Annotated in this window: 22 protein-coding genes; 6 read left to right on the forward strand and 16 right to left on the reverse strand. The window is 71.2% G+C overall.

Annotation, left to right across the window (positions count from 1 at the left end; all coding sequences use genetic code 11):
• Window positions 1-158 precede the first annotated feature (158 nt).
• The 8 genes from ABTW64_RS03675 to guaB all read right to left on the reverse strand — a co-directional run bounded on the left by ABTW64_RS03675 (window position 159) and on the right by guaB (window position 9,779).
• Window positions 159-932 (reverse strand): IclR family transcriptional regulator, encoded by a 774-nt coding sequence (locus ABTW64_RS03675; RefSeq protein ID WP_350619311.1) that lies wholly within the window; start codon window positions 930-932, stop codon window positions 159-161.
• Between the two features lie 72 nt (window positions 933-1,004).
• Entirely contained in the window at window positions 1,005-2,573 is a 1,569-nt protein-coding gene (locus ABTW64_RS03680; RefSeq protein ID WP_350619313.1) for an FAD-dependent monooxygenase, read from the reverse strand.
• Between the two features lie 126 nt (window positions 2,574-2,699).
• Window positions 2,700-3,455 (reverse strand): IclR family transcriptional regulator, encoded by a 756-nt coding sequence (locus ABTW64_RS03685; protein ID WP_350619315.1) that lies wholly within the window; start codon window positions 3,453-3,455, stop codon window positions 2,700-2,702.
• A 183-nt stretch (window positions 3,456-3,638) separates the two neighbouring features.
• Window positions 3,639-5,234 carry a glutamine-hydrolyzing GMP synthase gene (gene guaA, locus ABTW64_RS03690; RefSeq protein WP_350619710.1) on the reverse strand — a complete coding sequence of 532 codons (1,596 nt, stop codon included), beginning with the start codon at window positions 5,232-5,234 and terminating at the stop codon, window positions 3,639-3,641.
• Between the two features lie 29 nt (window positions 5,235-5,263).
• The gene (locus tag ABTW64_RS03695; protein ID WP_350619317.1) at window positions 5,264-5,755 is read right to left on the reverse strand and encodes a DUF3817 domain-containing protein; all 492 of its coding nucleotides are present in this window, start codon (window positions 5,753-5,755) and stop codon (window positions 5,264-5,266) included.
• 318 nt (window positions 5,756-6,073) lie between these two features.
• Window positions 6,074-6,955, reverse strand: coding sequence for an SURF1 family protein (locus tag ABTW64_RS03700; RefSeq protein ID WP_502892295.1), 882 nt, complete (start codon window positions 6,953-6,955; stop codon window positions 6,074-6,076).
• Window positions 6,942-8,063 carry a GuaB3 family IMP dehydrogenase-related protein gene (locus ABTW64_RS03705; protein ID WP_350619319.1) on the reverse strand — a complete coding sequence of 374 codons (1,122 nt, stop codon included), beginning with the start codon at window positions 8,061-8,063 and terminating at the stop codon, window positions 6,942-6,944. Before ABTW64_RS03705 ends, ABTW64_RS03700 begins: the two co-directional genes overlap by 14 nt.
• A gap of 213 nt (window positions 8,064-8,276) precedes the next feature.
• The gene (gene guaB / locus ABTW64_RS03710) at window positions 8,277-9,779 is read right to left on the reverse strand and encodes an IMP dehydrogenase (RefSeq protein WP_350619321.1); all 1,503 of its coding nucleotides are present in this window, start codon (window positions 9,777-9,779) and stop codon (window positions 8,277-8,279) included.
• Between the two features lie 284 nt (window positions 9,780-10,063).
• On the opposite strand from guaB, the gene ABTW64_RS03715 reads away from it, so the two are divergent.
• From ABTW64_RS03715 to ABTW64_RS03735, 5 genes are all read left to right on the forward strand, one after another.
• Window positions 10,064-11,392, forward strand: coding sequence for an ABC transporter permease subunit (locus ABTW64_RS03715; protein WP_350619323.1), 1,329 nt, complete (start codon window positions 10,064-10,066; stop codon window positions 11,390-11,392).
• 9 nt (window positions 11,393-11,401) lie between these two features.
• Window positions 11,402-12,382, forward strand: coding sequence for a branched-chain amino acid ABC transporter permease (locus ABTW64_RS03720; protein WP_350619325.1), 981 nt, complete (start codon window positions 11,402-11,404; stop codon window positions 12,380-12,382).
• Window positions 12,383-12,419: 37 nt separating this feature from the next.
• Window positions 12,420-13,394 carry an ABC transporter ATP-binding protein gene (locus ABTW64_RS03725; RefSeq protein WP_350619714.1) on the forward strand — a complete coding sequence of 325 codons (975 nt, stop codon included), beginning with the start codon at window positions 12,420-12,422 and terminating at the stop codon, window positions 13,392-13,394.
• Window positions 13,391-14,161, forward strand: a complete 771-nt coding sequence (locus ABTW64_RS03730; protein WP_350619327.1) for an ABC transporter ATP-binding protein — start codon at window positions 13,391-13,393, stop codon at window positions 14,159-14,161. Before ABTW64_RS03725 ends, ABTW64_RS03730 begins: the two co-directional genes overlap by 4 nt.
• A gap of 897 nt (window positions 14,162-15,058) precedes the next feature.
• A complete protein-coding gene (locus tag ABTW64_RS03735) occupies window positions 15,059-15,877 on the forward strand; it encodes a DUF559 domain-containing protein (RefSeq protein ID WP_350619329.1) in 819 nt (272 codons plus the stop codon).
• A gap of 143 nt (window positions 15,878-16,020) precedes the next feature.
• On the opposite strand, the gene ABTW64_RS03740 is transcribed toward ABTW64_RS03735, so the two are convergent.
• The 4 genes from ABTW64_RS03740 to groES form a co-directional block, all read right to left on the reverse strand.
• Window positions 16,021-17,643, reverse strand: a complete 1,623-nt coding sequence (locus ABTW64_RS03740) for an NAD-dependent epimerase/dehydratase family protein (RefSeq protein ID WP_350619331.1) — start codon at window positions 17,641-17,643, stop codon at window positions 16,021-16,023.
• Window positions 17,644-17,882: 239 nt separating this feature from the next.
• Window positions 17,883-19,154 (reverse strand): ABC transporter substrate-binding protein, encoded by a 1,272-nt coding sequence (locus tag ABTW64_RS03745; protein ID WP_350619333.1) that lies wholly within the window; start codon window positions 19,152-19,154, stop codon window positions 17,883-17,885.
• 244 nt (window positions 19,155-19,398) lie between these two features.
• Window positions 19,399-20,352: an EamA family transporter RarD gene (gene rarD, locus ABTW64_RS03750; protein ID WP_502892296.1), complete on the reverse strand. Its 954-nt coding sequence runs from the start codon at window positions 20,350-20,352 to the stop codon at window positions 19,399-19,401.
• Between the two features lie 140 nt (window positions 20,353-20,492).
• On the reverse strand, window positions 20,493-20,789 hold the full coding sequence (groES, locus tag ABTW64_RS03755; protein ID WP_017203655.1) for a co-chaperone GroES: 297 nt from the start codon (window positions 20,787-20,789) through the stop codon (window positions 20,493-20,495).
• Between the two features lie 151 nt (window positions 20,790-20,940).
• Here groES and ABTW64_RS03760 point away from each other — a divergent pair, with 151 nt between their 5' ends.
• Window positions 20,941-22,170 (forward strand): THUMP-like domain-containing protein, encoded by a 1,230-nt coding sequence (locus ABTW64_RS03760; protein ID WP_350619335.1) that lies wholly within the window; start codon window positions 20,941-20,943, stop codon window positions 22,168-22,170.
• Window positions 22,171-23,139: 969 nt separating this feature from the next.
• Here the strand turns inward: ABTW64_RS03760 and ABTW64_RS03765 are convergent.
• The 4 genes from ABTW64_RS03765 to tsaB are packed head-to-tail and all read right to left on the reverse strand — an operon-like array spanning window position 23,140 to window position 25,812.
• On the reverse strand, window positions 23,140-23,571 hold the full coding sequence (locus ABTW64_RS03765) for a hypothetical protein (RefSeq protein WP_350619337.1): 432 nt from the start codon (window positions 23,569-23,571) through the stop codon (window positions 23,140-23,142).
• A complete protein-coding gene (tsaD, locus tag ABTW64_RS03770; RefSeq protein WP_350619339.1) occupies window positions 23,568-24,674 on the reverse strand; it encodes a tRNA (adenosine(37)-N6)-threonylcarbamoyltransferase complex transferase subunit TsaD in 1,107 nt (368 codons plus the stop codon). Before tsaD ends, ABTW64_RS03765 begins: the two co-directional genes overlap by 4 nt.
• A complete protein-coding gene (rimI, locus tag ABTW64_RS03775; RefSeq protein WP_350619341.1) occupies window positions 24,671-25,168 on the reverse strand; it encodes a ribosomal protein S18-alanine N-acetyltransferase in 498 nt (165 codons plus the stop codon). Before rimI ends, tsaD begins: the two co-directional genes overlap by 4 nt.
• Complete coding sequence (gene tsaB, locus ABTW64_RS03780; protein ID WP_350619343.1) at window positions 25,165-25,812, reverse strand: tRNA (adenosine(37)-N6)-threonylcarbamoyltransferase complex dimerization subunit type 1 TsaB; 648 nt, start codon at window positions 25,810-25,812, stop codon at window positions 25,165-25,167. Before tsaB ends, rimI begins: the two co-directional genes overlap by 4 nt.
• Window positions 25,813-26,721 lie beyond the last annotated feature (909 nt).

Genomic DNA, 26,721 nt, shown 5'->3' on the forward strand with positions numbered 1-26,721 from the left:
GGGTGTGACGATACGGCGTTTTTCCATGTTGTGCAACACTCCCGCGTTTGTTGCGTACAGCGCAACATTCGCAAGACTGAGCGAGGGGTCCGTTGCGGCACAAGACAAAGAAGACCCCCCTGTTCCGCTATGCGAAACAGGGGGGTGTGCGCGCGGGGTCAGCCCAGATCGTGGGTGATGTCCCGCGACGCCTGGAGCAGAGCGCTGGCGAAGTCAGCCACGCGCGAATCGTGGAAACGGGCAGCGGGCACGAGGATCGCCAGAGCAGCGATGACACGGCCCGCATGGTCCCGTACTGGGACCGCCACCGCGCGCAGCCCGACCTGGCTCTCCTCGTAATTGAGCGCGTAGCCGAGCCGTCGCACCTGGACCAGGTCGGCATAGAGCTCGTCGATATCGGTCCGCGTCATATGGGTCAGCGGCCGAAGCGACCCATCGAAGAGGCCGCCCAGCTCGGCGCGATCGAGCTCCGCCAGCAGAACCTTGCCTCCCGCCGACGCGTGCGCTGCGACGAGCGCACCGGTGCGGAGGCTGACGCGCACCATCTGGTCACTCTCGACGCCGTCGATGATGCGGCACGCGTTTCCCTCGAGAACGACGAGGTTCACCGTCTCTCGCAATTCATCCGCCAACCGCGCCATATGCCGGTGCGCCTTGCGCCGGATGTCGAACTGGCCGATGGAGCCGAGACCCATCTCCATGAGAGCGCGCCCAGTCCGGTAGACCTTCGAACCAGGATCCTGCGTGACGAAACCCCGACCCGCAAGGGTGGCGAGGATGCGATGTGCTGTGGAGCGCGCCACCCCGAGCTCCGCCGCCGCGTCGCTGACTCGGACCTCCGACCGCTCCTGGAACATCTGAAGGACCTGCAGCCCCTTGTCGAGCGACTCGATGACCGGGAGGTTGCGGCTGGGGTCCGCGATGTTGCGCATAACGGAATCATGGCATGCGCGTACCGCAGGGAGGAACATCCTTATCGGATGCTCCTCCCGATGGTCGCTCCCTCAGGAGCCGATGGCGAGTGACAGCACTGAAGAGGCGTCCGACGCGGCTTCACCGGCCCAGGCCACGTACTCGTCAGGACGCACGAGCACAAGCGCCGCCTGATAGCGCGCCGCGGTGTCGGCATCGACGCCGACGACGGTCAAGGGCACGCCCAGGCGATCAGCCACCTCACGGAACGGCGTCGTCTCAGCGCCCGACGCCGCGAGCAGTGTCAGACCATCCCTCGCGAGGGCGTCGAAGACCTCTACGCCATCGGATGTGGTGCCGGGCGCGAGGTGATGGCCGGCACGTGCCTCCATGGTGTGTCCTCCCAGAGCGCTGGGAGACCCGACGCCGCCGACGATCGGTGACCCTTCGTAGTGCGGCTCGAAGGCGTCGACCTCGCGCTGCGCGCCGTCGTCGCGGTGCGCCCACTCCGCTTCGAAGGCGGCGCGGTCGCGCTCCGGGTCGAACACGGCGAGGAAGTCGCGGTCGTCACGGATGGCGCGATCGATGAAGTCATCGCGCGTCGACGCGAAGACCGGGCGGCGCTCAGCGTCGTACGAGTCGAGCAGCGCCGGTCCGGCCCAGCCGCGGATCTCCGCCGCGAGCTTCCAAGCGAGGTTCGTCGCGTCTTCGAAACCCGAGTTGATGCCGTATCCGCCATAGGGCGGGTGGCTGTGGCAGGCGTCACCGGCGATGAACGCGCGCCCCGAACGGTACGAGTCCGCCAACGCGAAACGCAGATCCCACTGGCCCAGGTACTCCACCTCGAACGCGAACCGCTGGCCCACAGCTCGCTCCAGGAGGGCCGAGAGATCGACGCCGTCTACACGCTCGGCCTCCACCGGCGCATGGAAGAACCACGTCTCGGACGCGTCGACGCGGCCGAAGAACTGCCAATACCCCTCGAGCTCGGCGTTCATCACATTAACGAACGCGACCCCGGGGAAGCGTTCCATGATGGTGTCGAACTCCGGTGAGCGGAACACGAGCAGCACCATCACCCGGTCGTGGTCGGCGAGCGTCTGCGTGATGCCCACCGCCTCACGGACCCGGGAGCGACTGCCGTCGGCTCCGACCACGTATCGCGCCCTGATCGCGTCGCGCTCGCCTCCGCTCGCGGTTAGGCCGATCGTGACACCGTCGGCGTCGTGCTCGATCTGCTCAGCGGTCCACCCCGCCCGATAATCGATCTCCGGAGTGGCGAGCGCGCTCGATCGGAGGACCGCCTCGGTCGCGTACTGGGGAAGTCGTTCATTGCGCGCCGCATAGAAGCCGTCGAGGCGTGCGCGCTGCAACCAGGGGTACTGATACTCCCCGCTGAGCGTTCCGAAGGCGGTCATGCCGGCCGAGGGCTGCCCCGGCGCCAGCGTCCGCGCGCCTCGCAGATCACCCTCGAGCCCCCAGCGCCGAAAATGCTCCATCGTGCGCTGAGTGAGGTTCTGCCCCTTCGGCACGGGCTGCGGCGTGGGATGCCGCTCGATGACGATGCTGCCGATGCCCTGTTGCGCAAGGGCGATCGCGAGCGCCGTGCCTACGGGCCCCCCGCCCACGATCGCGACATCGGTGTCGTACGTTCCAGTCAAGGCTTCTCCTTCGATTGCAGGGAGGTCTGAGAGTCCGCCCATCCCGAACGTTCGGCGAACGCGGCAGACGCCTCACAGCCTGGAACCCCGGCCCCTTGTCCTTCCACTCGCCGTCCGCTGAATGGACTACGCGATCCCGTCGCGAACCGGAACACCCGGACGCCATCCCAGCGCGCGGGAGATGCCGAGCCCGGTCGCGACGACCGATGGCAGGGCAGCATCGAGGCTCACTGACCCCGCGCGCACCACGACGGCCAGTGAGGCGATCACCCGCCCGCGCCGGTCCAGGATCCGAGTCCCCACCGAGTCGGCATCCACCGCCAGCTCTCCACGCACGATGGATGTTCCGGTCTGGCGACAGGCCGCGATCTCGCGGCGCAGGACGGTGGGGTCCGTGATGGTGGATGTGCTGTACGCCTTCAGCGGAGACGACACGATCGTCTCCAGCAGTTCGGGTCCCGCATGCGCGAGCAGCACCTTGCCCACGCCGGAGCAATGCAGGGGAAGCCGTCCGCCCACTCTCGTCCCGAGTTCGACAGCGCGAGGAGCCGAGGTTCGGTCGACGAGCACGGCCTCCTCGCCCTCCAGAACGGCCAGCTGCACGTGCTGATGAAGCGCCGAGTAGAGATCCTCGACGAATGGATGCGCGACCTTCCGCAACGACTCGGTATGCGGCGCCAGCGTGGCCAGCTGCCACAGCTTGAGCCCCACGGTGAACCGGCCGTCCTCACGACGATCGACGGCCCCCGCCTCCACGAGCTCGAGGACGAGGCGACGCACGGTGGTCCGCGACATCCCGGTGATCCGGACGAGGTCCGCGATACCCAGCGACTCGTTCCGCGCGTCGAACGAGAACAGTATCTGCATCAGGCGCGAGCTCACGCTGCGACCCGGATCGCCCGTTCGCGACATCCTGCCACTCCTCACGTCCATTGAGTGGACAACCCTACTCGGAACGCCGCCACGCGCCTCCCCGCGAGCGGCGTCATCGTCCCGTTCGCCTGCGAGTCAGAACGCCGAAGGCCGCCGACTGCGTCTGCAGCGGCGGCCTTCGTCAGGACGGGATCACTCCCACTCGATCGTTCCCGGGGGCTTGGACGTGACATCCAGCACGACGCGGTTGATCTCGCGCACCTCGTTGGTGATCCGGTTCGAGATCTTCGAGAGCACGTCGTAGGGCAGGCGCGTCCAGTCGGCGGTCATGGCGTCCTCGCTCGAGACGGGACGCAGCACGACCGGATGTCCGTAGGTGCGGCCGTCGCCCTGCACGCCCACCGAGCGCACATCCGCGAGCAGCACCACGGGGCACTGCCAGATCTCGCCGTCGAGGCCCGCCTTGGTCAGCTCCTCGCGGGCGATCGCGTCGGCCTCGCGCAGGATGTCCAGGCGCTCCCGGGTGACCTCGCCGATGATGCGGATGCCGAGGCCCGGACCGGGGAACGGCTGACGTCCCACGATGGCCTCCGGGATGCCGAGCTCACGGCCGATCGCGCGCACCTCGTCCTTGAACAGCGTGCGCAGCGGCTCGACCAGCTCGAAGTCCAGGTCCTCCGGAAGGCCGCCCACGTTGTGGTGGCTCTTGATGTTCGCGGTGCCGGCGCCGCCGCCCGACTCGACGACATCCGGGTACAGGGTGCCCTGCACCAGGAACTTGATGGGCTCGCCCTCGGCCTTCGCCTCGGCGATCAGGTCGCGCTGCACCTTCTCGAACGCGCGGATGAACTCGCGGCCGATGATCTTGCGCTTCTGCTCGGGGTCGGTCACGCCCTCGAGGTGCCCGAGGAACGTGTCCTCGGCGTCCACCGTGATCAGACGCACGCCCGTCGACTCGACGTAGTCCTTCTCGACCTGCTCGCGCTCGCCCTTGCGCAGCAGACCGTGATCCACGAACACGGCGGTGAGCTGGTCACCCACGGCCTTGTGCACGAGCGCGGTGGACACGGCCGAGTCGACTCCGCCCGAGAGGGCCGAGATGACGCGCGCGTTGCCGATCTGCGCGCGGATGCGCTCGACCTGCTCGGCGATGACGTTCCCCGCGTTCCAGTCGGCCGGCAGACCGGCGGCCTTGTGCAGGAAGTTCTCGATCACCTTCTGGCCGAAGTCGCTGTGCTTGACCTCGGGGTGCCACTGCACGCCGTAGAAGCACTTCTCGGCGTTGCCGAACGCCGCGACCGGCGTGGCGGCGGTCGAGGCGAGCACCTGGAAGCCCTCGGGAGCCTTCGCCACCTGGTCGCCGTGGCTCATCCAGACGTTCTGCTCGGCTGGCTGGCCGCCCAGCAGCACGCCGCCGTCGCCCACCAGCGCGGCGTCGGTGGCGCCGTACTCGCGCAGGCCGGTGTTGGCGACCTCGCCGCCGAGGGCCTGCGCCATCACCTGGAAGCCGTAGCAGATGCCCAGCGTCGGCACGCCCAGCTCGAACACCCTGGGGTCGAGCTGCGGGGCCCCGGGCTCGTACACCGACGAGGGACCGCCCGACAGGATGATCGCGACGGGGTCGTGCGCGGCGATCTCCTCGGCGCTGGCGGTGTGCGGCACGAGCTCGCTGAACACGCCGGCCTCGCGCACGCGGCGCGCGATCAGCTGCGCGTACTGCGCGCCGAAGTCGACGACCAGCACGGGGCGCTGGGCGGTGTCGTGGGAGACGTCGGCCCCCGAAGGGATCGAGTCGGCTCCCGCCGCTCCGGACTGATTCACTGGGCGACCTCCTGTGTGGACGCGGCCTTGGATGCGGCCTTCTCAGCGGCCGCGGCCTCGCGCTCGGCCAGATAGCGCTTCACGTCGCGCGCGACGTAGAACTCCATGAAGAAGGAGAGGAAAGGCACCACGCCGCCGCCGGCGAGCAGGATGAGCCGCCAGAACGGCCAGCGCATCAGGCTCCACACGCGGAAGCAGGCGGCGAGGTAGACGACGTAGAACCAGCCGTGCACGATCAGGATGCCCAGCGACAGGTTGATCCCGTCGCCGGTGGAGATCAGCTCGCCTTCGGGCGAGGGCACGACCGGCGCGAACCAGAGGAAGCCGCCCGAGCCGCCGAGGAAGAGCTCCACGGCGAGCGGCGTGTACTTCAGCACCATCTCGGCGCACAGCAGCAGCAGGCCGACACCGGTGATGACCGAGCAGATCTGGTAGAACCGCAGCGCGCCTCGGATCTGAGGGAACGTGGCGAGCTTCGGCTGCGGCATGAACCCCAGTCTATCGGCGGCGGCTGTGCGTCCGATCCGCGCCCGCAGCCCCCATCCGGCTCGCCCCGACCGCTGACGAGCGTCCGGTACCGGCGCCTCAACCGACCGTTGACTAGCGCCCGGCGCGCTCACGACCCTCGGCGACGCTAGCGAGCCCGCCCGGCGCTAGTCGCCCGGTGGGGCCTGCACAGGGCAACGGCGACTCAACCCCGACCGTTGACTAGCGCCCGGCGCGCTCACGACCGTCGGCGACGCTAGCGAGCCCGCCCGGCGCTAGTCGAGCCCTCGGGAGCCCGACAGCGCACACGGTGGCGCGAGTCAGTCGTCGTCGGGGTCGACGTCTTCGAGCTCCTCGACCTCGCGCAGCCAGGCGTCCTTGGCGAGGCGGTACCAGAGGTAGAAGGCGAAGCCCGCGAAGATCGCCCACTCGGCCGCGTAGAAGATGTTGAGCCAGTTGACGGGGCTCGCCAGCTCGGGCGCCGGCGACGAGATCTCGTCGAGTCCGGCGTCGGCGAGGCCACCGGTCGGGTCGGTCGACGTCAGGTAAGGGCGGTACACGTCGATCGCCGCCACGGGCGATCCGTCCATCTCATGCCAGCGGCTCAGCAGCGCGGCGGGCGACATGCGCGTCTGCTCGAGCGGATCGTCGCCGCGCGGCAGCGCCGGGCCCTCGTCCGAGATGATGCGGCCCGTCAGCTCGACCGGCACCGAGAGCGCGACGTCGGATGACGCCATGGCCGCGGCGTCGTTCAGCGCGTCCACCGCGGCATCGGCCCGTTCGCGGCTGGGCGTCCATCCCACGGCGACCGCGATGGATGTCGGCTGCTCGCGGTCGAGCCGGAACTGGCCGGTGACCCAGAACCCCTCGATGTCATCGTTGAAGCGCGACGACACCACGATGAAGTCGCCCGGCACCCAGCGCCCCGTCACCTCGACGCGCTGCCCGACGAGCGGTTCCTCGAGGTACTGCCCGGGCTGCACGATCTCGTCGATCGGACGCACCTGCTCGGTCGCGTCGACGGGCAGCGGATCGGTGTCGATCGCACTCGACAGCTGCCACTGCCCCAGCCAGGCGAAGACGCCCGCGACGGCGAGGCACAGACCCAGCAGCGCGATCCAGCGCGGCCGCAGCATGACCTCCCGCAGCGTGGGCGGGAAGAGCGGGGCCTCGACGGGACCCGACGGATCAGTGGTGCTCATACGGGGCGACGACGACCTCGACCCGCTGGAACTCCTTGAGGTCGGAGTACCCGGTCGTGGCCATCGACTTGCGCAGCGCACCGATCAGGTTCGCCGTGCCGTCGGCGACGGGAGCCGGGCCGTACAGCACCTCTTCCAGCCTGCCCACCTGGGGCACCATGACGCGGCGGCCGCGGGGCAGCTTCGGGTGGTGCGCCTCGGGGCCCCAGTGGAAGCCCCGGCCCGGCGCATCGGTGGCGCGCGCGAGCGCGACGCCCAGCATCACGGCGTCGGCGCCCATGGCGAGCGCCTTGACCAGATCGCCGGATGTGCCCACGCCGCCGTCGGCGATGACGTGCACGTAGCGTCCGCCCGACTCGTCGAGGTAGTCGCGACGCGCGCCGGCGACGTCCGCCACCGCGGTCGCCATGGGTGCGTGCACGCCGAGCGTCGCACGCGTGGTCGAGGCGGCGCCGCCGCCGAAGCCGACCAGCACGCCCGCCGCGCCGGTACGCATGAGGTGCAGCGCCGCCGTGTACGTCGCAGCGCCGCCCACGATCACCGGCACGTCGAGGTCGTAGATGAACTTCTTGAGATTGAGCGGCTCGGCCGCGCTCGAGACGTGCTCGGCCGAGACCGTCGTGCCGCGGATGACGAACAGGTCGACGCCCGCCGCGACGACCGTCTCGTAGAGCTCCTGCGTGCGCTGCGGCGTGAGCGCGCCGGCGACCGTGACGCCCGCCGCGCGGATCTCGTTGATGCGCTGGGTCACCAGCTCGGGCTTGATGGGCTCGGAGTAGAGCTGCTTCATGCGGCTGGTCGCGACCTCGTCGGGCAGCGACGCGATCTCGTCGAGCAGCGGCTCGGGATCCTCGTACCGGGTCCACAGACCTTCGAGGTCGAGCACGCCCAGGCCGCCGAGCTGGCCGAGCATGATCGCGGTCTTCGGGCTGACGACCGAGTCCATCGGCGCGCCCAGCACGGGCACGTCGAAGTGGAACGCGTCGATCGACCAGGAGGTGTCGACGTCCTCGGGGTTGCGCGTGCGCCGCGAGGGCACCACCGCGATGTCGTCGAACGCGTACGCGCGTCGTGCCCGCTTGCCTCGGCCCAGCTCGATCTCCGTCACCGTCTCAGCCTACCCGGGGCGGGCCGACGGTCATCCGTCCTGCACCAGACGCGGAGATCTGCGCGGGTGCGGATCGAACGGCGCGGATCCGCGCACTGTCGGTCTCCGCCACTCGCGCAGGCGCGGCGGCCGCAGTGCGCGCGGCGGACGCAGGAGACCCCGGCTGGAGGCACGCTCCGGCCGGGGTCCGCTGCGTTTCGAGAGGGAAGAAGCTCAGCGCTTGTAGTTCGGCGCCTCGACCACGATCTGCACGTCGTGGGGGTGCGACTCCTTGAGGCCGGCCGACGTGATGCGCACGAACTTGCCGCGCGCCTTGAGCTCGTCGATCGTGCGCGCGCCGACGTAGAACATCGACTGACGCAGGCCGCCGATGAGCTGGTGGAACACCGCCGACAGCGGGCCACGGTAGGGCACCTGGCCCTCGATGCCCTCGGGGATCAGCTTGTCGTCGCTGGGCACATCCGCCTGGAAGTAGCGGTCCTTCGAGTACGAGGTCTGCTTGCCGCGCGTCTGCATCGCGCCGAGCGAGCCCATGCCGCGATACAGCTTGAACTGCTTGCCACCCTGGAACACGACGTCGCCCGGGGCCTCCTCGGTGCCGGCCAGCAGCGATCCGAGCATCACCGTGTCGGCGCCCGCGACGAGGGCCTTGGCGATGTCGCCCGAGTACTGCAGGCCACCGTCGGCGATGACCGGCACGCCGGCCGGGCGCGCGGCGAGCGACGCCTCGTAGATGGCCGTCACCTGCGGCACGCCGACGCCCGCGACCACGCGCGTGGTGCAGATCGAGCCCGGGCCCACGCCGACCTTGACCGCGTCGACGCCCGCGTCGACCAGCGCCTGGGCGCCCTCGCGCGTGGCGACGTTGCCGCCGATGATGTCGATGTGCGCGAAGGTCGGGTCGGCCTTGAGGCGCTTGACGATGTCGATCACGCCCTGCGACTGCCCGTTGGCGGTGTCGACGACCAGCACGTCGACGCCCTTGTCGCGCAGCGCCTCGGCGCGCTCCCACGCATCGCCGAAGAAGCCGATCGCGGCGCCCACGCGCAGGCGGCCCTGTGCGTCCTTGGTGGCGTTGGGATACTTCTCGCTCTTGTCGAAGTCCTTGATGGTGATGAGGCCCGCGAGCTTGCCGCCGTCGTCGATCAGCGGCAGCTTCTCGACGCGGTGCTTCGCGAACAGCGCCACGACCTCCTCGGGCGAGATGCCCACGTGGCCCGTGACGAGCCCCTCGGCGGTCATGACGTCCTTGGCGAGAGTGGTGGTGCGCTCGAACTCGCTCACGAAGCGCATGTCGCGGTTCGTCACGATGCCGACGAGGCGGTTCTCCTCGTCCACCACCGGCAGGCCCGAGATGCGGTACTTGCGGCACAGCGCGTCGACCTCGTCGATCGTCGCGTCGGGCGTGGTGGTGATCGGGTCGGTGATCATGCCCGACTCGCTGCGCTTGACGCGGTCGACGGCGGCGGCCTGGTCGTGGATCGACAGGTTGCGATGCAGGATGCCGATGCCGCCGTGGCGCGCCATCGCGATCGCCATGCGCGCCTCCGTGACGGTGTCCATGGCACTCGAGAGCAGCGGCGCGGCGACCCGGATGTTGCGCGTCAGCCGCGAGCCCGTGTCGGCCTCGCTGGGGATGACGTCCGTATGGCCGGGCAGCAGGAGCACGTCGTCGTAGGTGAGTCCGACGAAGCCGAACGGATCGTAGTCAGTCATTGCCGCTTCTCCTGTGCCGATGCGAGATGGGGTGCGCTCGTATCGCGGGAGGACTCGGGTGTGCCATCCTCCCCCGTATACGGATTCTAAGGCGAGGGAGCCTGCAGATATTCCGGAAGCAGATCGCTCGGAGGGCAGACCGTCCGGATGCGCAGATTGCCTTCGTGGGTACCTCGAACGCACAGGAAACGTTCAGGACACATTAGGGTCTTACCTTTGAACGACCCGTTCATACCACCCCGGTGCGGCGCAACCCCACCCGCCGCCCGTGGACCGGAGGATCAATGAACCCCAGAACCGCCTCCCCGAGGCGTACCCGATCTGGCGCGATCGTCGCTCTCGCGGCCTTCATCGCCGCCCTCTTCACGGCCCTGCTGCTGCCGACCGCAGCGCACGCCGCCGAGGGAGACCCCTACACCGTCACGGTCAACATCAAGAACGAGGGCGAGCCCGTACCGGGCGTGACCGTCACGATCGACGGCCCCGGCGGCGCCCAGGAGGGCGAGACCGACGAGAACGGCAGGTTCTCGGTCAAGGTCCCCGAGAGGGGCGTCGAATACACCGTCACGGTCGACGAGGAGTCGCTGCCCGAGGGCATCGCCGTGGTCGACGAGACCGGCGAGGACGACACCCCCAACGAGGTCGAGGCCGAGATGGGACAGGGCGGTCGCCTCACGGTCAACTTCTTCATCGGCGAGGGCGAGCGCAACGTCACGAGCTTCTTCGACCAGCTCGTGCAGCGCCTCTTCCTGGGCCTCAACTTCGGCCTGATGCTGGGGCTCGCGGCCGTCGGCCTCTCGCTGGTGTTCGGCACGACCGGCATCTCCAACTTCGCGCACGCCGAGATGGTGACGTTCGGCGCGATCGCCGCCCTGTTCCTCATCGGGCCCGCCTCCCTGGCCCTTCCGGTGTGGGTCGGCATCCCGGTGGCGATCATCCTGAGCGCCCTGCTCGGCCTCGCGCTCGATGCCGCGATCTGGCGCCCGCTGCGGCGCAAGGGCGTCGGCGCGGTGCAGCTGATGATCCTGTCGATCGGCCTGTCGCTGGCGCTGCGGTACATCTTCCAGTACTTCATCGGCGGCGGCACGCAGCAGCTGCCGGCCATGGTGCCCTCGGTGTCGATCCCGCTCTTCGGCGCGGTGACCACAACGCTCAACGACCTGGTCTCCATGGGCATCTCGATCGTGGTCATCGTGGCCTTCGCGATCTGGCTCACCAAGAGCCGGCTCGGCAAGGCCACCCGCGCGATCTCCGACAACCCGTCGCTCGCCTCGGCCAGCGGCATCGACGTCGACCACGTCGTGCGGGTGGTGTGGATCATCTCCGGCGCGCTCGCGGGCCTGGCGGGCATCCTGTACGCCTACTACCGCCCCGGCATCCGCTGGGACATGGGCGCCCAGGTGCTGCTGCTGGTCTTCGCGGCCGTCACGCTCGGCGGTCTCGGCACCGCGTTCGGAGCGCTCGTCGGCTCGATCATCATCGGCATGCTCGTCGAGGTGTCGAGCCTCTGGATCCCGGCCGACCTGCGGTACGCGGGCGCGCTGGTGGTCCTGATCATCATCCTTCTGGTCCGGCCGCAGGGCATCCTCGGCCGCCGCGAGCGAATCGGATAGGCGCCGCTCATGAACTGGTCTCAGATCTTCGACAACACCCTGTCCTCGGTCCTCAGCCCCGCGACGATGGGCTACGCCCTCGCCGCGCTCGGCCTGGCCGTGCACTTCGGCTACGGCGGCCTGATCAACATGGGCGTCGCGGGCTTCATGGCCCTCGGCGCGTACGGCTACGCGATCTCGATCCTCACGTTCGGCCTCCCCTGGTGGGCCGGCGCGCTGATCGGCCTCGCGGCCGCCGCGGTGTTCGCGCTCATCCTGGGCATCCCGACGCTGCGCCTGCGCGGCGACTACCTCGCCATCGCCACCATCGCGGCCGCCGAGGTGCTGCGCCTGCTGTTCCTCACGACCCAGTTCGAGGAGGTGACCGGATCGGCCGACGGCCTCGCCGGGTACCACGCGAGCTTCCGCGAGGCGAACCCCATCCCGCCGGGCACCTACGGCTTCGGCCCGTGGACGTACAACGAGACGCAGTGGTGGGTGCGGCTGATGGGCATCCTGACGCTCGCCTTCGCGGCGCTCGTCGTGTGGATGCTCACCCGCAGCCCGTGGGGCCGCGTGATGAAGGGCATCCGCGAGGACGAGGACGCCATCCGGTCGCTCGGCAAGAACGTGTTCTCGTACAAGATGCAGTCGCTCGTGCTGGGCGGCGTCATCATGGCGGCGGGCGGCGTCGTGTACGCCCTGCCCTCGGCCGTGAGCCCGGGCGTCTACGTGACGTCGCTGACGTTCTTCGTGTGGACCGCCCTGCTGCTCGGCGGCGCGGCGACCGTGTTCGGGCCGCTGCTCGGGTCGCTGATCTTCTGGGTCATCCAGACGTTCCTCTCGAACGTCCTCCCCGCGCTGGTGGATGCGGGCCTGCTGCCCTTCATGACCAGCGTCCAGGCCGGCACGCTGCGCTTCATCCTCGTCGGTGTCGCGCTCATGCTGCTGGTCGTCTTCATGCCGCAGGGAATCCTCGGTGACAAGAAGGAGCTGACCTTTGTCCGTTGACAACACCCCCGAGAACATGGGTGCCGAGCCGGCGCCCATGACGGCCCCGGTGCCGCGGCCGAAGACCACGGGTCTGCACGTGGGCGAGGCCACGCCCGGCGTCAAGAAGGTCGACCCGATCATCGTCGCCGACGGCGTGACGCGCACGTTCGGCGGCCTGACGGCGGTCGACGTCGAGCACCTCGAGATCCCGCGCGGCGCCATCACCGCGCTGATCGGCCCGAACGGTGCGGGCAAGACCACGCTGTTCAACCTGCTGACCGGCTTCGACAAGCCGGGCAGCGGCACGTGGTCGTACGACGGCAAAAACCTCGCCAACATGCCCGCGCACAAGGTGGCCCGCCTGGGCCTCGTGCGCACGTTCCAGCTGACCAAGGCGCTGGGTCGCCTGAGCGTCATGGACAACATGAAGCTCGGCCAGCCCGGCCAGGTGGGCGAGCGCTTCTGGCACAGCCTGATCCCCGCCCTGTGGCGCAAGCAGGACCAGGAGATCGAGCAGCGCGCCGCCGAGCTGCTGGTGAAGTTCAAGCTCGACGCCAAGAAGGACGACCTCGCGGCCGGCCTCTCGGGCGGCCAGAAGAAGCTGCTCGAGATGGCGCGCGCTCTGATGTCGAACCCGACGCTCGTCATGCTCGACGAGCCGATGGCCGGCGTGAACCCCGCGCTCACGCAGTCGCTGCTCGACCACATCCTCGACCTGAAGGACGAGGGCATGACCGTGCTCTTCGTCGAGCACGACATGCACATGGTGCGCCACATCGCCGACTGGGTGATCGTGATGGCCGAGGGCAAGGTCGTGGCCGAGGGCGCGCCCGACGAGGTCATGAAGAACCCCGCGGTGATCGACGCTTACCTCGGCGCACACCAGGAGCTCGACCTGGGCGTGGTGACCGGTCGCATCCCGGTGATCGAGGCCGACCCCACCACCGACGCGGCGGCATCCGCTTCGGTCGACGCCGCCGCCATCGAGGCCGAGGCGTCCGCCGAGCTCGACAAGGAGGACACCAAGTGAGCGAGCAGACGCCCCCCGCGGCCCAGGCGACCGCCGCGCAGGACACGCCGGTGGTGCTCGTCGACGACGTCCACGCCGGCTACCTGCCCGGCGTGAACATCCTCAACGGCGCCACCCTGACCGCCCACCAGGGCGAGCTGATCGGCATCATCGGCCCCAACGGCGCCGGCAAGTCGACGCTGCTGAAGGCCATCTTCGGCCAGGTGAAGATCCGCGGCGGCAGGATCTCGCTCGCCGGCGAGGACATCACGGGGCTCAAGGCCGACAAGCTGGTCGCCAAGGGCGTGGGCTTCATCCCGCAGACCAACAACGTGTTCCCCTCGCTGACGATCGAGGAGAACCTGCAGATGGGCGCGTACCAGAAGCCGAAGATGTTCGCCGAGCGCGTCGACTTCGTCATGAGCCTGTTCCCCGACCTCGCCAAGGGCGCGGGCATCAAGAAGCGCGCCGGCGGCCTCTCCGGCGGCGAGCGCCAGATGGTCGCGATGGGCCGCGCGCTCATGATGGATCCGAAGGTCCTGCTCCTCGACGAGCCCTCGGCGGGTCTGTCTCCGGTGCGACAGGATGAGGCGTTCCTGCGGGTCTCCGAGATCAACAAGGCCGGCGTGACCTGCATCATGGTCGAGCAGAACGCCCGCCGCTGCCTGCAGATCTGCGACCGCGGCTACGTGCTCGACCAGGGCCGCGACGCCTACACGGGCACCGGCCGCGAGCTGCTCAAGGACCCGAAGGTCACCGAGCTCTACCTCGGCACCCTCGGCGCCTGAGCCCCACGACGAAGGCCCGGATCCTCGGATCCGGGCCTGCGTCGTCTCCCGGGGCCCCATCCGGCGCGCGGGTCGGGGTTCATGCGGGGCGGGCCGGGTTCATGCGGGGCGGGCCGGGTCGTCCGCGGCCCGGCGTCCGCGGGGGCGGGGTCATCCGCGGCCCGGCGTCGGCGGGGGCGGGGTCGGCGGGGGCGGGGTCGGGGTCATCCGGGGATCCCGGGTTCTCCGGAACCGGATGCCCCTTCCGCTCCGGAGAGGCCGAGATCTCCGGAATTGCCGCGCGCGCCGAGCGGGCTCACCCGGGCATCCGGCGTCCACGGGCACGGGCTCACCCGGGGATCCCGCGTACTCCGGATCCGGATGCCCCTACCTCTCCTGAGGAGCCGGGATCTCCGGAATTGCGGGGGCGCCGAGCAGGCTCACCCGGGCACCCGCCGCCCACGGGCGCGGGCTCGCCCGGGGACCCCGCGTACTCCGGAGCCGGATGCCCCTTCCGCTCCGGAGAGGCCGAGATCTCCGGAATTGCCGCACGCACCGAGCGGGCTCACCCGGGCACCCGCCGCCCACGGGCGCGGGCTCACCCGGGGACCCCGCGTACTCCGGAGCCGGATGCCTCTTCCGCTCCGGAGAGGGCGGGATCTCCGGAATTGCCGCACGCACCGAGCGGGCTCACCCGGGCACCCGCCGCCCACGGGCGCGGGCTCACCCGGCGATCCCGCGTACTCCGGAGCCGGATACCCCTACCCCTCCGGAAGGGCCGAGGTCTCCGGAATTGCCGCAACGCACCGCGCGGCGCCGCACGCGGGCTGCCGCCCACAGCCGCCACGTGGAGCGCCCGCCATCCACACGCGGCCGAAACGCCCGGCGCGGCGGCGCCGGCAGGGCACCGTTGTGCCCATGGACCTCTCCGCAGCCCTCACGCAAGCCGACGGCGTCGCCCGCGTCCGCGCGCTGTACGAGCTCGGGATCGGCGACCACGCCATCCGGAAGGCGGTCGCTGCAGGCGAAGTCGTGCGTGTGCGCCGCGGATGGATCGCGCGGCGTGACGCCGATCCGCTGCTGGTGACGGCCGCCGCGGTGGGTGTGGTGCTCACCTGCGTCACGCAGGCTCAGCGCCTGGGTTTGTGGACGGTCACCCACGACGTCCACGTCGCCGCGCCGCCGCACGGCAACCTCGCCCGCCCGACAGCGGCACACGTCCACTGGAACACGCCGCTGATCCCTCGCGGTCCCGACGCCCTGGTCGATCCGATCGAGAACGTGCTCGCCCTCGTAGCGCAGTGCCGGCCGCACGAGGAGGCTCTGGCGGTCTGGGAGTCGGCGCTGCGGCTCGGCATGCTCGACCGCGATGTGATGCGCCGGCTCCCCCTCGGACCGGATGCCCGCGGTCTGCTCGCCGAGGCCCAGCCGTTCGCCGACCAGGGCACCGAGACGGTGATCATGTCGCGCCTGCGGTGGCTGAAGCTGCCGATGCAGCGTCAGGTGGTGCTGGCCGGGCGTCCCGTCGACCTGCTCATCGGCGAGCGCCTGGTGATCCAGGTCGACGGCGGGCACCACGTCGACGCCCAGCGCCTGGCCGACAACGAGCACGACGCGAGGTTGAGGCTGATGGGCTACCACGTCATCCGCGTCGGATACTGGCAGCTGTTCGACGACTGGGCGACCGTGCAGGGTCTGATCACCCGGGCGATCGCGCAGCGTCTGCACCTGGCGTGACGCGCTTCATCCGGAGATCCCGCGTTCTCCGGAGCAGAATGGCCCTTCGAATCCGGATGAGCCGGGATCTCCGGAATTGGCGTCCGCCGGCCCGCACGCGCCCCGCCCGCGCGGCGCCCCGCCCAGGCCACCCGCGGGCCGCGTCAGTCGACGTGGCCCGCGCGGAAGGCCTCGGGAACGGCGTGGCGGTGCAGCCGGCCGAGGATCTCGGCGTGCCGCTGCGACCGTTCCGCCAGCGTCGTGAACTGGTCTGGCGGCAGGCCCAGGTCGGGCGCGAGCTCGGCCAGCGTCTCCCAGCCGCTCAGTTTGCCCACCACGGCCGCGCGCATCAGCTCGATCTCGAGGATGGGCGTCATGGGCGACCCGAGGGGGCGGCCGTTGGTCTTGAGCCGGCCCAGGCGCTCACCGACCCAGGCGGCGGCCTGGCGGTAGGGCCGGCGGCGCAGCTCGAGGGCGTCGATCAGCGTCGCGAGGAACTCGCGCTCCTCGGCCACCTCGCGCGCCACGAGCGCCAGGTCGGGTCCGAGGTCGGTGTCGGCGTACGCCTTGGCCATCCGCTTCAGGCGCTCCACGCCCGCCGTCGAACCGGTGAGGTGGTCCGACAGGTAGAGGCCCAGGATGTCCCTCTCGAGCTCGGCGGGCACGCGGTGGCCCGAGGAGTCGGCGGGAGGCTGCGCGATGCCGTCGGGCATGGCTTCGCCCGGGGCCTGCTGATCCTGCGGCCACGTCGCGCGCGGCCGCATGGGCGCGCTCGCGGTGCCGACGCCGTCGGCCATGGCCTGCAGCAGCTCGCGCAGGGCCTGCGTGGCGTCGTGGCGGGGCTCCCATCCGAGCTCTCGGCGCGCCCGCGACGTGTCCATGATCGGCACGGTCATCGCCATGTCGAGCCACCCCGGATCGGCGGCGACAGCGTGCGCGCGCCATGCGGCGTGCAGCATGGGCCGCAGCACTCCGGGCGGGATCGAGATGTGCCGACCGCCCGAGATCACCGCGGCGATCTCGGCCTCGTGGAGCACCGGCTCGGCCGCGAAGTTGAAGGGTCCGGTGGCACGCTGCAGGATGATGCGGCGGTAGCCATCCGCGAGGTCTTCGCCGTGCACCGCCTGCGCGCGCAGGCCGGCCGGCAGCGGCACGACGGGCAGCGCGCCAGGGCGCAGCAAGGCGGGCGGCAGCAGGGGGCCCACGAACAGACGCATGATCTCAGCGCCGGCGTCGGCGTCGAACAGCAGGGCCGGCCGCACGCGGGCGACGGCCAGGCCGCGCGCCTCGGCCTCGTCGAGCACGTCCTCCTGCGCGGCCTTGTCGACCGCGTAGTGCGACGACGGGATGCCCTCGGTGCCCCACGACTCGTCACGCGGCGCCTCGTCCTCCACGCCCGTGTAAGCGCCGACCGAGGACGCGCACACCAGGTGCCCCACGCCCGCTCGCAGGCACGCCTCCACCACGCGGCGCGTGCCGTCGACGTTGGCGCGCCGCATGAGCTCGCGGTCGTGGTTGGGCTGGATGAGCCACGCCAGGTGCACCACGGTGTCGACGCCCTGCAGCACAGACGCCAGGCGATCGACGACCTGCTGCTCGCCCTCGTCGCCGATCGCGGGCGCCGCGATGTCGACACGCTCCCACCGCGCCGCATCGTAGGGAGCCGCCGACACATCCGGCGTGCGCCGCGCGACGCCGATGATCTCGGAGACCTCGTCCTGCCCGCGCAGCGCGTGCAGCAGGGCCGTGCCGGCGTTGCCGCTCGCCCCGATGATCGCGACCTTCATCCGGTCCCCCTCGCTCGCCGATCCTGTACGTCCTGGTGCGCGTGCGCGCGGCGCCCCGACCGGCGACCGCGCCGATCCTGTCGCGCCGTGGCGGCCACGCTAGCGTTCGGCAGGTCGGGGGCACAGGGGCTTGCGAACCGCGCGCGCGAGCGTCAGCGCCGCCGGTGGGCGACGGCGAAGGGCCCCGCCTCGCGAGCCGAAGCTCGCGAGACGGGGCCCTCTTGCGTGGGGTGAGGGGATCAGCCCTCGTACGGTGCGTACGTGTTGTCGGCGCCGTACTCGTAGATGTTGATGAAGCCCTCGGTCGGGTCGCCGACCTCGTCGAAGGTCACCGGGCTCGAGACGCCGTCGTAGTCGGCGACGCCGCCGCCGAGGATGATGTCGGCGCACTCCGCGAACGTGGTGCACTTCTCACCGTCGCCCGAACCACCCGAGACCTCCTGCAGCTTCTCGGCGATTGCGGCGGGGTCGGTCGACTGCGCGGCCAGCGCGGCGAGCGCGATCAGGTTGGTGGCGTCGAACGACTCGGGAGCGTACGTGTAGTCGCTCAGCGCCTCCTCGCCGGCCTCCTCGACGTAGGCGTCGAGGCCGTCGATGAACTCCTGCACCTGGTCGGGCGTCGGGCCGGGGTACGTGCCCTTCGCGCCCTCGAGCAGCCCCTCGGGGAAGTCGGGGTACGCGGCCATGTTGCCGTCGACGAGGAAGAGGTTCTCGGGGTCGAAGCCCTTCTCGATGAGGCTCGGCAGGATGGTCTTCGCCTCGTCGAACGAGATCACGGTGATGGCGTCGGGGTCCTCGGCCAGCACCTCGCTGATCTGCGAGTCGAACGACGTGTCACCGGGGTTGAAGGTCGGGGCCGCGACGACCTCGCCGCCCGCGGCCTCGAACGACTCGGTGATGTAGTTGGCCAGGCCGGTGCCGTAGGCGTCGTTCAGCACGATCAGGCCGAGGGTCTGGTGGCCCAGCTCGGCCACGAAGTTGCCGTGCACCTCGCCCTGCAGCACGTCGGACGGCGCGGTGCGGAAGTAGAGGCCGTTGTCCTCGTACGTCGTGAACTGGTCGGACGTGTTGGCCGGCGAGAACTGGATGACGCCCGCGCCGACGACCTGGTCGATGAACTGCAGCGAGACGCCCGACGACGCGGCGCCGATGATGGCCGCGGGGTCCTCGCTGAGCAGACGCGGGATCTCGGTCTCGTAGGCCTTGTTGTCGAGGTCGCCCGAGTCGCCGTGCACGACGTCGAGCTCGAGGCCCGTGGTCTCGGCGTACTCGTTGATCAGCGACTGCGCGTAGTTGACGCCCTGGATCTCGGGCGGGCCGAGGAACGCGAGCGAACCGGTCACGGGCAGGGCCGTGCCGATCTTCAGCGCGAGGTCGCCGGCCGGAGCGGCCGGGGCCGACGAGCTGGGCTCGCCCGAGGCCGTGCCGCCGCCGGCGGCACAACCCGCGAGGGTGAGAGCTGCGGCGCCGGTGAGGGCGACGGCGCCGAGCAGCTTTCGGGATCGAACCATGAGGTTCCGTCCTTTCATCAGGACCCGCGGATCGGGGACTGGTGGTGCCCGTGCTCCCAGGGAGTGCACAGGCGGCCGCGGGTAGTGGACGGAAATCTACCCGCGATTTGTTTCGCGTGTGTTTTCGGATCGCCATCTGAGCAGACGGCGCGCGGTTTCGGGATCGAATCGTTACCGGGCTGGGCATCCTGCGGCGCAATGTGACCGCCGCGGACATCCGGCAGGGGGCTTCGCCCTCCGCGCGTCAGGCGACGGGCGCGACCACGGAGGGCCGCACGCGGCGCGCGTGCCGCAGCTGGTCGGTCACCAGCAGGACGCACGCGATCCACACGATGCCGAAGCCGATCCAGCGCACGGCGGGCATCTCCTCGTGCAGCACGGCCGCGCCGATGATGAACTGCAGGATGGGCCCCGCAAACTGCAGCATCCCCATCGTCGCGAGCGGCACGCGGCTCGATCCGGCCGCGAACAGCAGCAGCGGCACCGCCGTCACCACACCCGCGCACAGCAGCAGCACGGCGTGCAGCGGGCCTGCGGTGCCGAGCGTGATGCCGGTCGTGGCGGCGACGATGCCGAGCTGCACGACGGCGATGGGCGTGATCCAGAGCGTCTCGAGAGCGAGGCCGCTGACCGCGTCGACCGAGCCGCCCACCTGCTTCTTGACGAGCCCGTAAACGCCGAAGCTGGCGGTCAGCAGCAGCGCGTACCAGGGCACGGCACCGTACCCCACCACGATCACGATGACCGCCAGCGCGGCGACCGCGATGGCGATCCACTGCAGGATGCGCAGCCGCTCGCGCAGCACGAGCACCGCCAGCAGCACGGTGGTGATGGGGTTGATGAAGTAGCCGAGGCTCGCCTCGAGCACGTGGTCGGTCTGCGTCGCCAGCACGAAGACCTGCCAGTTGACGTAGATCAGCACGCCCGCCAGCGCCATGAGCGCCGCGAGGCGCGGGGTGCGCAGCACGGTGACGAACCGGCGCCAGCCGCGCGTGACGGTGAGCAGCAGCGCGCAGAACACGAGCGAGAGCAGCACGCGCCAGGCGACGACCTCCCAGGCGCCGGCGGGCGCCAGGGCCACGAAGTAGAGGGGCAGCACGCCCCACAGCACGTAGGCGCCCAGGCCGTAGAGCGTGCCGGCCGCCTCGGTCCCGATCCGGTTGCTGCGGGCGGTCGGTGCGGGAGAGGCCTGGGTCACCGATTCAGCCTACGCCCGGGCAGGGCCCGGGCAGCCCGGACGTTCTGCCATCCTGCGCGGGATTCCTGCCACCGCCTCCGGGCATGCGAGAGGCCCGGATGGCGGGCATCCGGGCCTCTCGAGAAGCGGGTGTCGCCGGATCAGCGGACGACGACCGCCAGCACGTCGCGGGCCGAGAGCACGAGGAACTCGTCGGCGCCGAACTTGACCTCGGTGCCGCCGTACTTGCTGTACAGCACGCGGTCGCCGACAGCGACGTCGAGCGGAACGCGGTTGCCGTTGTCGTCGATGCGGCCGGGGCCCACCGCGACGACCTCGCCCTCCTGGGGCTTCTCCTTCGCGGTGTCGGGGATGACCAGACCGCTCGCGGTGGTCTGCTCGGCCTCGACCTGCTTGATGACGATGCGGTCCTCGAGCGGCTTGATGGAAACCGACACGGTGTACCTCTTCTTTCGTGTGCTTCGTACGGGAAGACTCTTTCGCACTCTCGCGGGGAGAGTGCTAACAGGCAGTTTAGGAGGGTTGCTGGCACTCGCGCAACGCGAGTGCCAATGGGATTGCCTCTCCGGCGCGACCTAGGCTTGAGGGATGGATTCGGCCGAGCTCGACGCCCTGCTCACCCGCGAGGGGCTGGCGCTCCTGGAGTCGCTCGGCCCGGTCGAGTCGACCGACGACGTGGCACGCACCGTGTCGCGGCTGCGGGCGGCCGGCCACTCCCCCGAGCTCGTGTCGGCCGCGGTCGGTCAGTCGCGGCTGCGGGCCCGGGGCGAGGCGAAGTTCGGCCCCTTCGCGTCGCGCATGCTCTTCACCCGCGCGGGCCTCGAGCAGGCCACCCGGATGAGCGTGTCGGCCCACCACGCGCACCGCATGCGCGCGGCCGGGATCTCCCACGTGGCCGATCTGGGCTGCGGCATCGGCGGCGACTCGCTGGCGTTCGCGTCGGTGGGGCTGGGCGTGCTGGCCGTCGACGCCGACGCCGTGACTGCCGCGCTGGCCGCGTACAACCTGGCGCCGTTCCGCCAGGGCGAGGGTCCGGCGGTCGAGGTGCGCTCGGCGCTCGCGGAGGACGTCGATCTCGCGCACGTGGACGCCGTGTGGCTCGATCCCGCCCGACGCACGGCCGGACACGGCGAGACGTCGCGCGTGGCGGCATCCGACTACTCGCCGTCGCTCGACTGGGTGTTCGACCTCGCCGCGCGCGTGCCCGCGGGCGTGAAGCTCGGCCCCGGACACGACCGCAACGCGCTGCCCGAGACCGATGCGGCCCGCGGATGGAACGTTGAGACCCAGTGGATCAGCGTCGACGGCTCGACGGTCGAGCTGGTCGTGTGGACCGGATCGCTGGCGCGGCCGGGCGTCGGGCGGTCGGCCCTGGTGCTGCGCGGCGACGCCGCGCACGAGCTCGCCGCGGCGGCGGATACCCCCGACGAGCCCGTGCGTGAGCTCGGCGCATTCGTCCACGAGCCGGAGGGCGCGGTCATCCGGGCGCGACTGGTGGGCGACGTCGCCCGAGCCCTGGAGGCGGGGCCGATCGCTCCCGGCATCGCCTACCTGACGGGCGATGTGGCGACCACGAGCCCCTTCGTGTCGTCATTCCGGGTGCGCGAGACGCTGCCCGCCGACCCCAAGCCCCTCGCGAAGGCGCTGCGCGCCCGCGGCATCGGCACGCTGGAGATCAAGAAGCGAGGGGTCGACGTCGACCCCGCCGCCCTGCGCAGGCGCCTCTCGCTCAAGGGCGACGAGGCCGCGACGCTGCTGCTCACGCGCGTGGGCGGCAAGCGCCTGGCGATCCTCGCCGACCGCGTGCCGCGCGGCTGACCCGCGCCGTCGGGGGTCGCGGGCCGTCGGGGGTCGGGCGAGGCGGGCCGTCGGGCGAGGCGGGCCGTCGGGCGTCGCGGGCCGTCGCGGGCCGTCCGGCGTCGCGGGCCGTCCGGCCTCGCGGCACGCCATCTCAGGGGATCTCCCCTTCTCCGGATCGCGGTGGCCATCCGGCTCCTGAGAAGACGGGATCCCCGCCCCAAGCCCGCCGGCCGCCGGGCCAGGGCCGCCCGCTTGCGCCCAACGGCCCGACCCCTGACCTGCGGCTCGCTCGACCGTCGAGGTCAACACGCGCGCGCCAACTCAGGAGATCTCCCCTTGCCAGGACCAGGATCGCCATCCGGATCCTGAGAAGACGGGATCCCCGCCCCAAGCCCGCCGGCCGTCCGGCCAGGGCGAGGCACGCGAACGGCTCGGACCGGGCCCGCGAAACGGCGACCGAACGCGTGCGAGACGCGCGCGCCAACTCAGGAGATCTCCCCTCCTCAGGATCAGGATCGCCATCCGGCTCCTGAGAAGACGGGATCCCCGCCCCAGCCCGCCGGCCGTCGGGCCAGGGCCGCCCGCTTGCGCCGCCAACACCCCGACCCCGACCCGCGGCTCGGCCGACCGTCGAGGTCAACACGCGCGCGCCAACTCAGGAGATCTCCCCTCCTCAGGATCAGGATCGCCATCCGGCTCCTGAGAAGACGGGATCCCCGCCCCAAGCCCGCCGGCCGCCGGGCCAGGGCCGCCCGCTTGCGCCCAACGGCCCGACCCCGACCCGCGGCTCGGCCGACCGTCGAGGTCAACACGCGCGCGCCAACTCAGGAGACCTCCCCTCCTCAGGATCAGGATCGCCATCCGGCTCCTGAGAAGACGGGATCCCCGGGCCAAGCACGCCGGCCGTCGGGCCAGGGCGCGGCACACCAACGGCCCGACCGATCCCGCGAAGCGGCGACCGAACGCGTGCGAGACGCGCGCAGCGCACTATGAACCGGTGGCCTCCGCGGCCTGCCGGGCGGCCCAGACGATCCAGAACAGGCTGCACACCACCGCGCCGAGGCTGAGGCCGAGACCCCACCACGCGAGCTCGCGTCGCGCACGGCGCGCGAACAGGGCCACCAGCGCCAGCACGATGCCCACGACCGCGAGCGGCAGCGCCCAGGCGCCGAACCACGACGCGCTGAGCGCGATCATCGCCACGCTCAGCGCCCACGTCGCAAGGCGACCCCGCGACCGGCGCGACGCCCGCGCCGACACGGCACCGGACGGCACAGCACCGGACGACACAGCACCGGACGGCACAGCACCGGACGCCGCGGCGACGCCGCCGTCGCGAGCCTGCGTCGGCGGCACCCGCCGCACCGACTCATCCGGGGACGGAGCCTCGGTCTGATGCAGCACGGCGCGCTCGGTCATGCGTGCCCCGAAACCACCGTGTCGCGCGCCGCCACCTGGATCTGCGTGACGGGCAGGGTCGAGTCGGCACCGAACTCGAGGGTCGAGGGGGCGCGTCCCTCCGCGATCAGCTCTGCGGCGAGCGCGGCGATCATCGCGCCGTTGTCGGTGCAGAGGCTCAGCGGAGGGATGCGCACGGTGACTCCGGCGGCCTCGGCCCGCTCCAGCGCGACGTCGCGCAGACGCTTGTTGGCGATCACCCCGCCGCCGAGCAGCAGCCGCGGCACGCCGTGCTGCGCGCACGCGTCGAGCGCCTTGGTGACGAGCACGTCGACCACGGCCTCGCGGAAGCTCGCGGCGACATCCGCGATCGGCACGGGCTCGCCCGCCGCCTCGCGCTGCTCGATCCAGCGAGCGACGGCGGTCTTGAGGCCCGAGAACGAGAAGTCGTAGCGGTGCTTCGCCATGTCGCTCGCGCGCGACAGTCCGCGCGGGAACCGGATGGCCTTCGGGTCGCCGTCCACGGCGGCGCGATCGATCTCGGGGCCGCCGGGATAGGGCAGGCCCAGGATGCGCGCGACCTTGTCGAACGCCTCGCCGGCCGCGTCGTCCACCGTCTCGCCCAGCAGCTCCACGTCGCCGGTCAGGTCGCGCACGAGCAGCAGCGACGTGTGCCCACCCGAGACGAGCAGCGCGACCGTGGGGTACTCGAGGGGCGGGGCGGAGGCATCCAGGATGTCCGCCGCGATGTGGCCGACCAGGTGGTTGACCGCGTACAGCGGCTTGCCGAGCGACACGGCCAGCGCCTTCGCGGCACCGATGCCCACCATGAGGGCGCCGGCCAGCCCGGGCCCGCTCGTCACGGCGATCGCGTCGACATCCTGCAGCGTGACACCGGCCTCGGCGACCGCGCGCTCGATCGCCGGCTGCAGCGCCTCGAGGTGCGCGCGCGCGGCGACCTCGGGCACGACGCCGCCGTAGCGCGCGTGCTCGTCCATGCTGCTGGCGATCGTGTTGCTGAGCAGGATGTGCCGCTCGCCGGGAGCGGTGCGCCCGCGCACGATGCCGATGCCGGTCTCGTCGCAGCTGGTCTCGATCCCGAGGATCAGGGGTCCGGAACTCATGTGCACGCTCCTGCGTCGGCGACATCCGGCACGCGCGCGGCGCTCCACGCCTCGAGGTCGAGCCGCATCACCACGGCGTCGACATCATCGGGCTGGTAGTAGCGGGGGCGGCGACCGAGCTCGGTGAAGCCCTCCGACGCGTACAGCTTCTGGGCAACGGGGTTGTCGGCGCGCACCTCAAGGAACACCTCGCGCACGCGGCGCGTGGTGGCCTCGTCGAGCAGGGCGTGCAGCAGCGCGCGGCCGCGTCCGTGCCCGCGGGAGGCCTCGGCGATCGCGATGGTCTGCACGTCGGCGTCGCGCGATCCGGGCAGGGCGCGCAGGCCGGCGTAGCCGATCACGCGGCCCGCGAGCTCGTCGACCACGTAGTGGTTGTGCGGCGCGGCGAGCTCCTCGCGCATCATCGCGTCCGACCACGCATCGGTCGGGAACGAGGCGCGCTCAAGCGCCATGATCGCGTCGAGGTCGTCGGGGGTGGCGGTGCGGATGCTCACGCGCTCACCTTCTTCGGGGCGTGACCGACCGTGACATCGGGCGAGCGCAGGTACAGCGGCTCGGTCTCGGCGAGCGCGCCCGTGGGCTGCCATCCCGCGGCGAGCGCGAGGGCGGCGACGCGGCCGACGTCGCCGGCATCGATGGCCGCGGTCTCGACGATCTCGGCGCCGGATGTCAGGTCGTCCGCGGCGAGGTCTGCGGTGCGCGGGCGCAGCTCGGGCCCGCCGACGCGGCGCGGCAGCCCGCGCTCGTCGGCGCCGTCGAACACCGTGATGGCGTTCTCGCGGCGACGCGCATCGGTCACGATCGCGAACCGGCCCGGCGGCCCGGTGCCGAGGTGACGCAGCGCGGCGGCGTCGTGGCTCGCGACCGGAATCACAGGGATGCCGCGGCCGAGGGCGAACGCGCGACCGGCGGCGATGCCGATGCGCAGGCCGGTGAATGCGCCGGGCCCCATGCCCGCCGCGACATGCGTGATGTCGCCGGGCGAGACGCCTGCGTCGGTCAGCACCCGGTCGAGCAGCGTGCCGATGATCTCGGCGTGCCCGAGCGTGTTCTCGCTCGCGGCCACCGCGCGCACGACGCCGTCGGGCTCGACGACCGCGACGGTCGAACCGATCGAGGTATCGAGGGCGAGGATCACTCCCCCAGGGTATCCGCGCCCGCTGAGCGGACGCCGGTGTCCGCCTCGCGTGCCGCCACGCTGGAGGATCCCGCGTACTCAGGAGACAACCGCGCCGGATCATCCGGAGCAGCCGAGATCGCCTGACCAAGCGACCCACCCGACTCCAGCAGTCAAGGGGCCAGCCGGCCCGGCCCATCCTGTGAAGCGGAGATCCCCTGACCAAGCGACCCACCCCGACTGCGGCAACCCCTCCACACACGGAGATCCCGCGTACTCCGGGTCGAACCGCGCCGGATCATCCGGAGCAGCCGAGATCGCCTGACCAAGCGACCCACCCGACTCCAGCAGCCAAGGGGCCAACCGGCCCGGCCCATCCTGTGAAGCGGAGATCCCCTGACCAAGCGACCCACCCCGACTGCGGCAACCCCGCCACACGCGGGGATCCCGCGTACTCAGGAGGCGAGCGGGCCGGATCACCCGGAGCTGCCGAGATCCCCTGACCAAGCGACCCAGGCCGACTGCAGCAGCCAGGGACCAGCCGGCCCGGCCCATCCTGTGAAGCGGAGATCCCCTGACCGAGCACCCCAGGCCGGACTGCGGCGACCCCGCCACACGCGGAGATCCCGCGTACTCCGGGTCGAACCGCGCCGGATCATCCGGAGCAGCCGAGATCTCCGGGGAAGGCGGGCCGCTCAGGCGGGGCGTGCACGCAGGATCGCCGTGAGCAGGGCCGCCAGAAGACCGCGGTTGCGTGCTCCGCATCGCGCCCGCGTCGAAGGGGTCCCTGCGGGAGATCACGACCCGCAGCTGACCGCGCTCACCGGGTCGATCCCCTTCCACCGCGCCGTGTCCGCCGGCAGCCCACGGCAGCTCAGGCCAGTCGAACGCGACCGACAAGCCCGCGTGGTGGCAGGCCGCACAGCCGCG

Origin of the sequence: Microbacterium sp. NPDC096154, assembly GCF_040302945.1 — a bacterium.
Taxonomy (GTDB): Bacteria; Actinomycetota; Actinomycetes; order Actinomycetales; family Microbacteriaceae; genus Microbacterium.

Excerpts from the sequence above, each read along its gene's own strand:
- ABTW64_RS03675 (WP_350619311.1), bottom strand. The coding sequence starts at position 932 with ATGCGCAACATCGCGGACCCCAGCCGCAACCTCCCGGTCATCGAGTCG.
- ABTW64_RS03695 (WP_350619317.1), bottom strand. The coding sequence starts at position 5,755 with ATGCCGCAGCCGAAGCTCGCCACGTTCCCTCAGATCCGAGGCGCGCTG.
- ABTW64_RS03700 (WP_502892295.1), bottom strand. The coding sequence starts at position 6,955 with ATGAGCACCACTGATCCGTCGGGTCCCGTCGAGGCCCCGCTCTTCCCG.
- guaB (WP_350619321.1), bottom strand. The coding sequence starts at position 9,779 with ATGACTGACTACGATCCGTTCGGCTTCGTCGGACTCACCTACGACGAC.
- ABTW64_RS03715 (WP_350619323.1), top strand. The coding sequence starts at position 10,064 with ATGAACCCCAGAACCGCCTCCCCGAGGCGTACCCGATCTGGCGCGATC.
- ABTW64_RS03720 (WP_350619325.1), top strand. The coding sequence starts at position 11,402 with ATGAACTGGTCTCAGATCTTCGACAACACCCTGTCCTCGGTCCTCAGC.
- ABTW64_RS03725 (WP_350619714.1), top strand. The coding sequence starts at position 12,420 with ATGACGGCCCCGGTGCCGCGGCCGAAGACCACGGGTCTGCACGTGGGC.
- ABTW64_RS03735 (WP_350619329.1), top strand. The coding sequence starts at position 15,059 with ATGGACCTCTCCGCAGCCCTCACGCAAGCCGACGGCGTCGCCCGCGTC.
- ABTW64_RS03740 (WP_350619331.1), bottom strand. The coding sequence starts at position 17,643 with ATGAAGGTCGCGATCATCGGGGCGAGCGGCAACGCCGGCACGGCCCTG.
- ABTW64_RS03745 (WP_350619333.1), bottom strand. The coding sequence starts at position 19,154 with ATGGTTCGATCCCGAAAGCTGCTCGGCGCCGTCGCCCTCACCGGCGCC.
- ABTW64_RS03760 (WP_350619335.1), top strand. The coding sequence starts at position 20,941 with ATGGATTCGGCCGAGCTCGACGCCCTGCTCACCCGCGAGGGGCTGGCG.
- ABTW64_RS03765 (WP_350619337.1), bottom strand. The coding sequence starts at position 23,571 with ATGACCGAGCGCGCCGTGCTGCATCAGACCGAGGCTCCGTCCCCGGAT.
- tsaD (WP_350619339.1), bottom strand. The coding sequence starts at position 24,674 with ATGAGTTCCGGACCCCTGATCCTCGGGATCGAGACCAGCTGCGACGAG.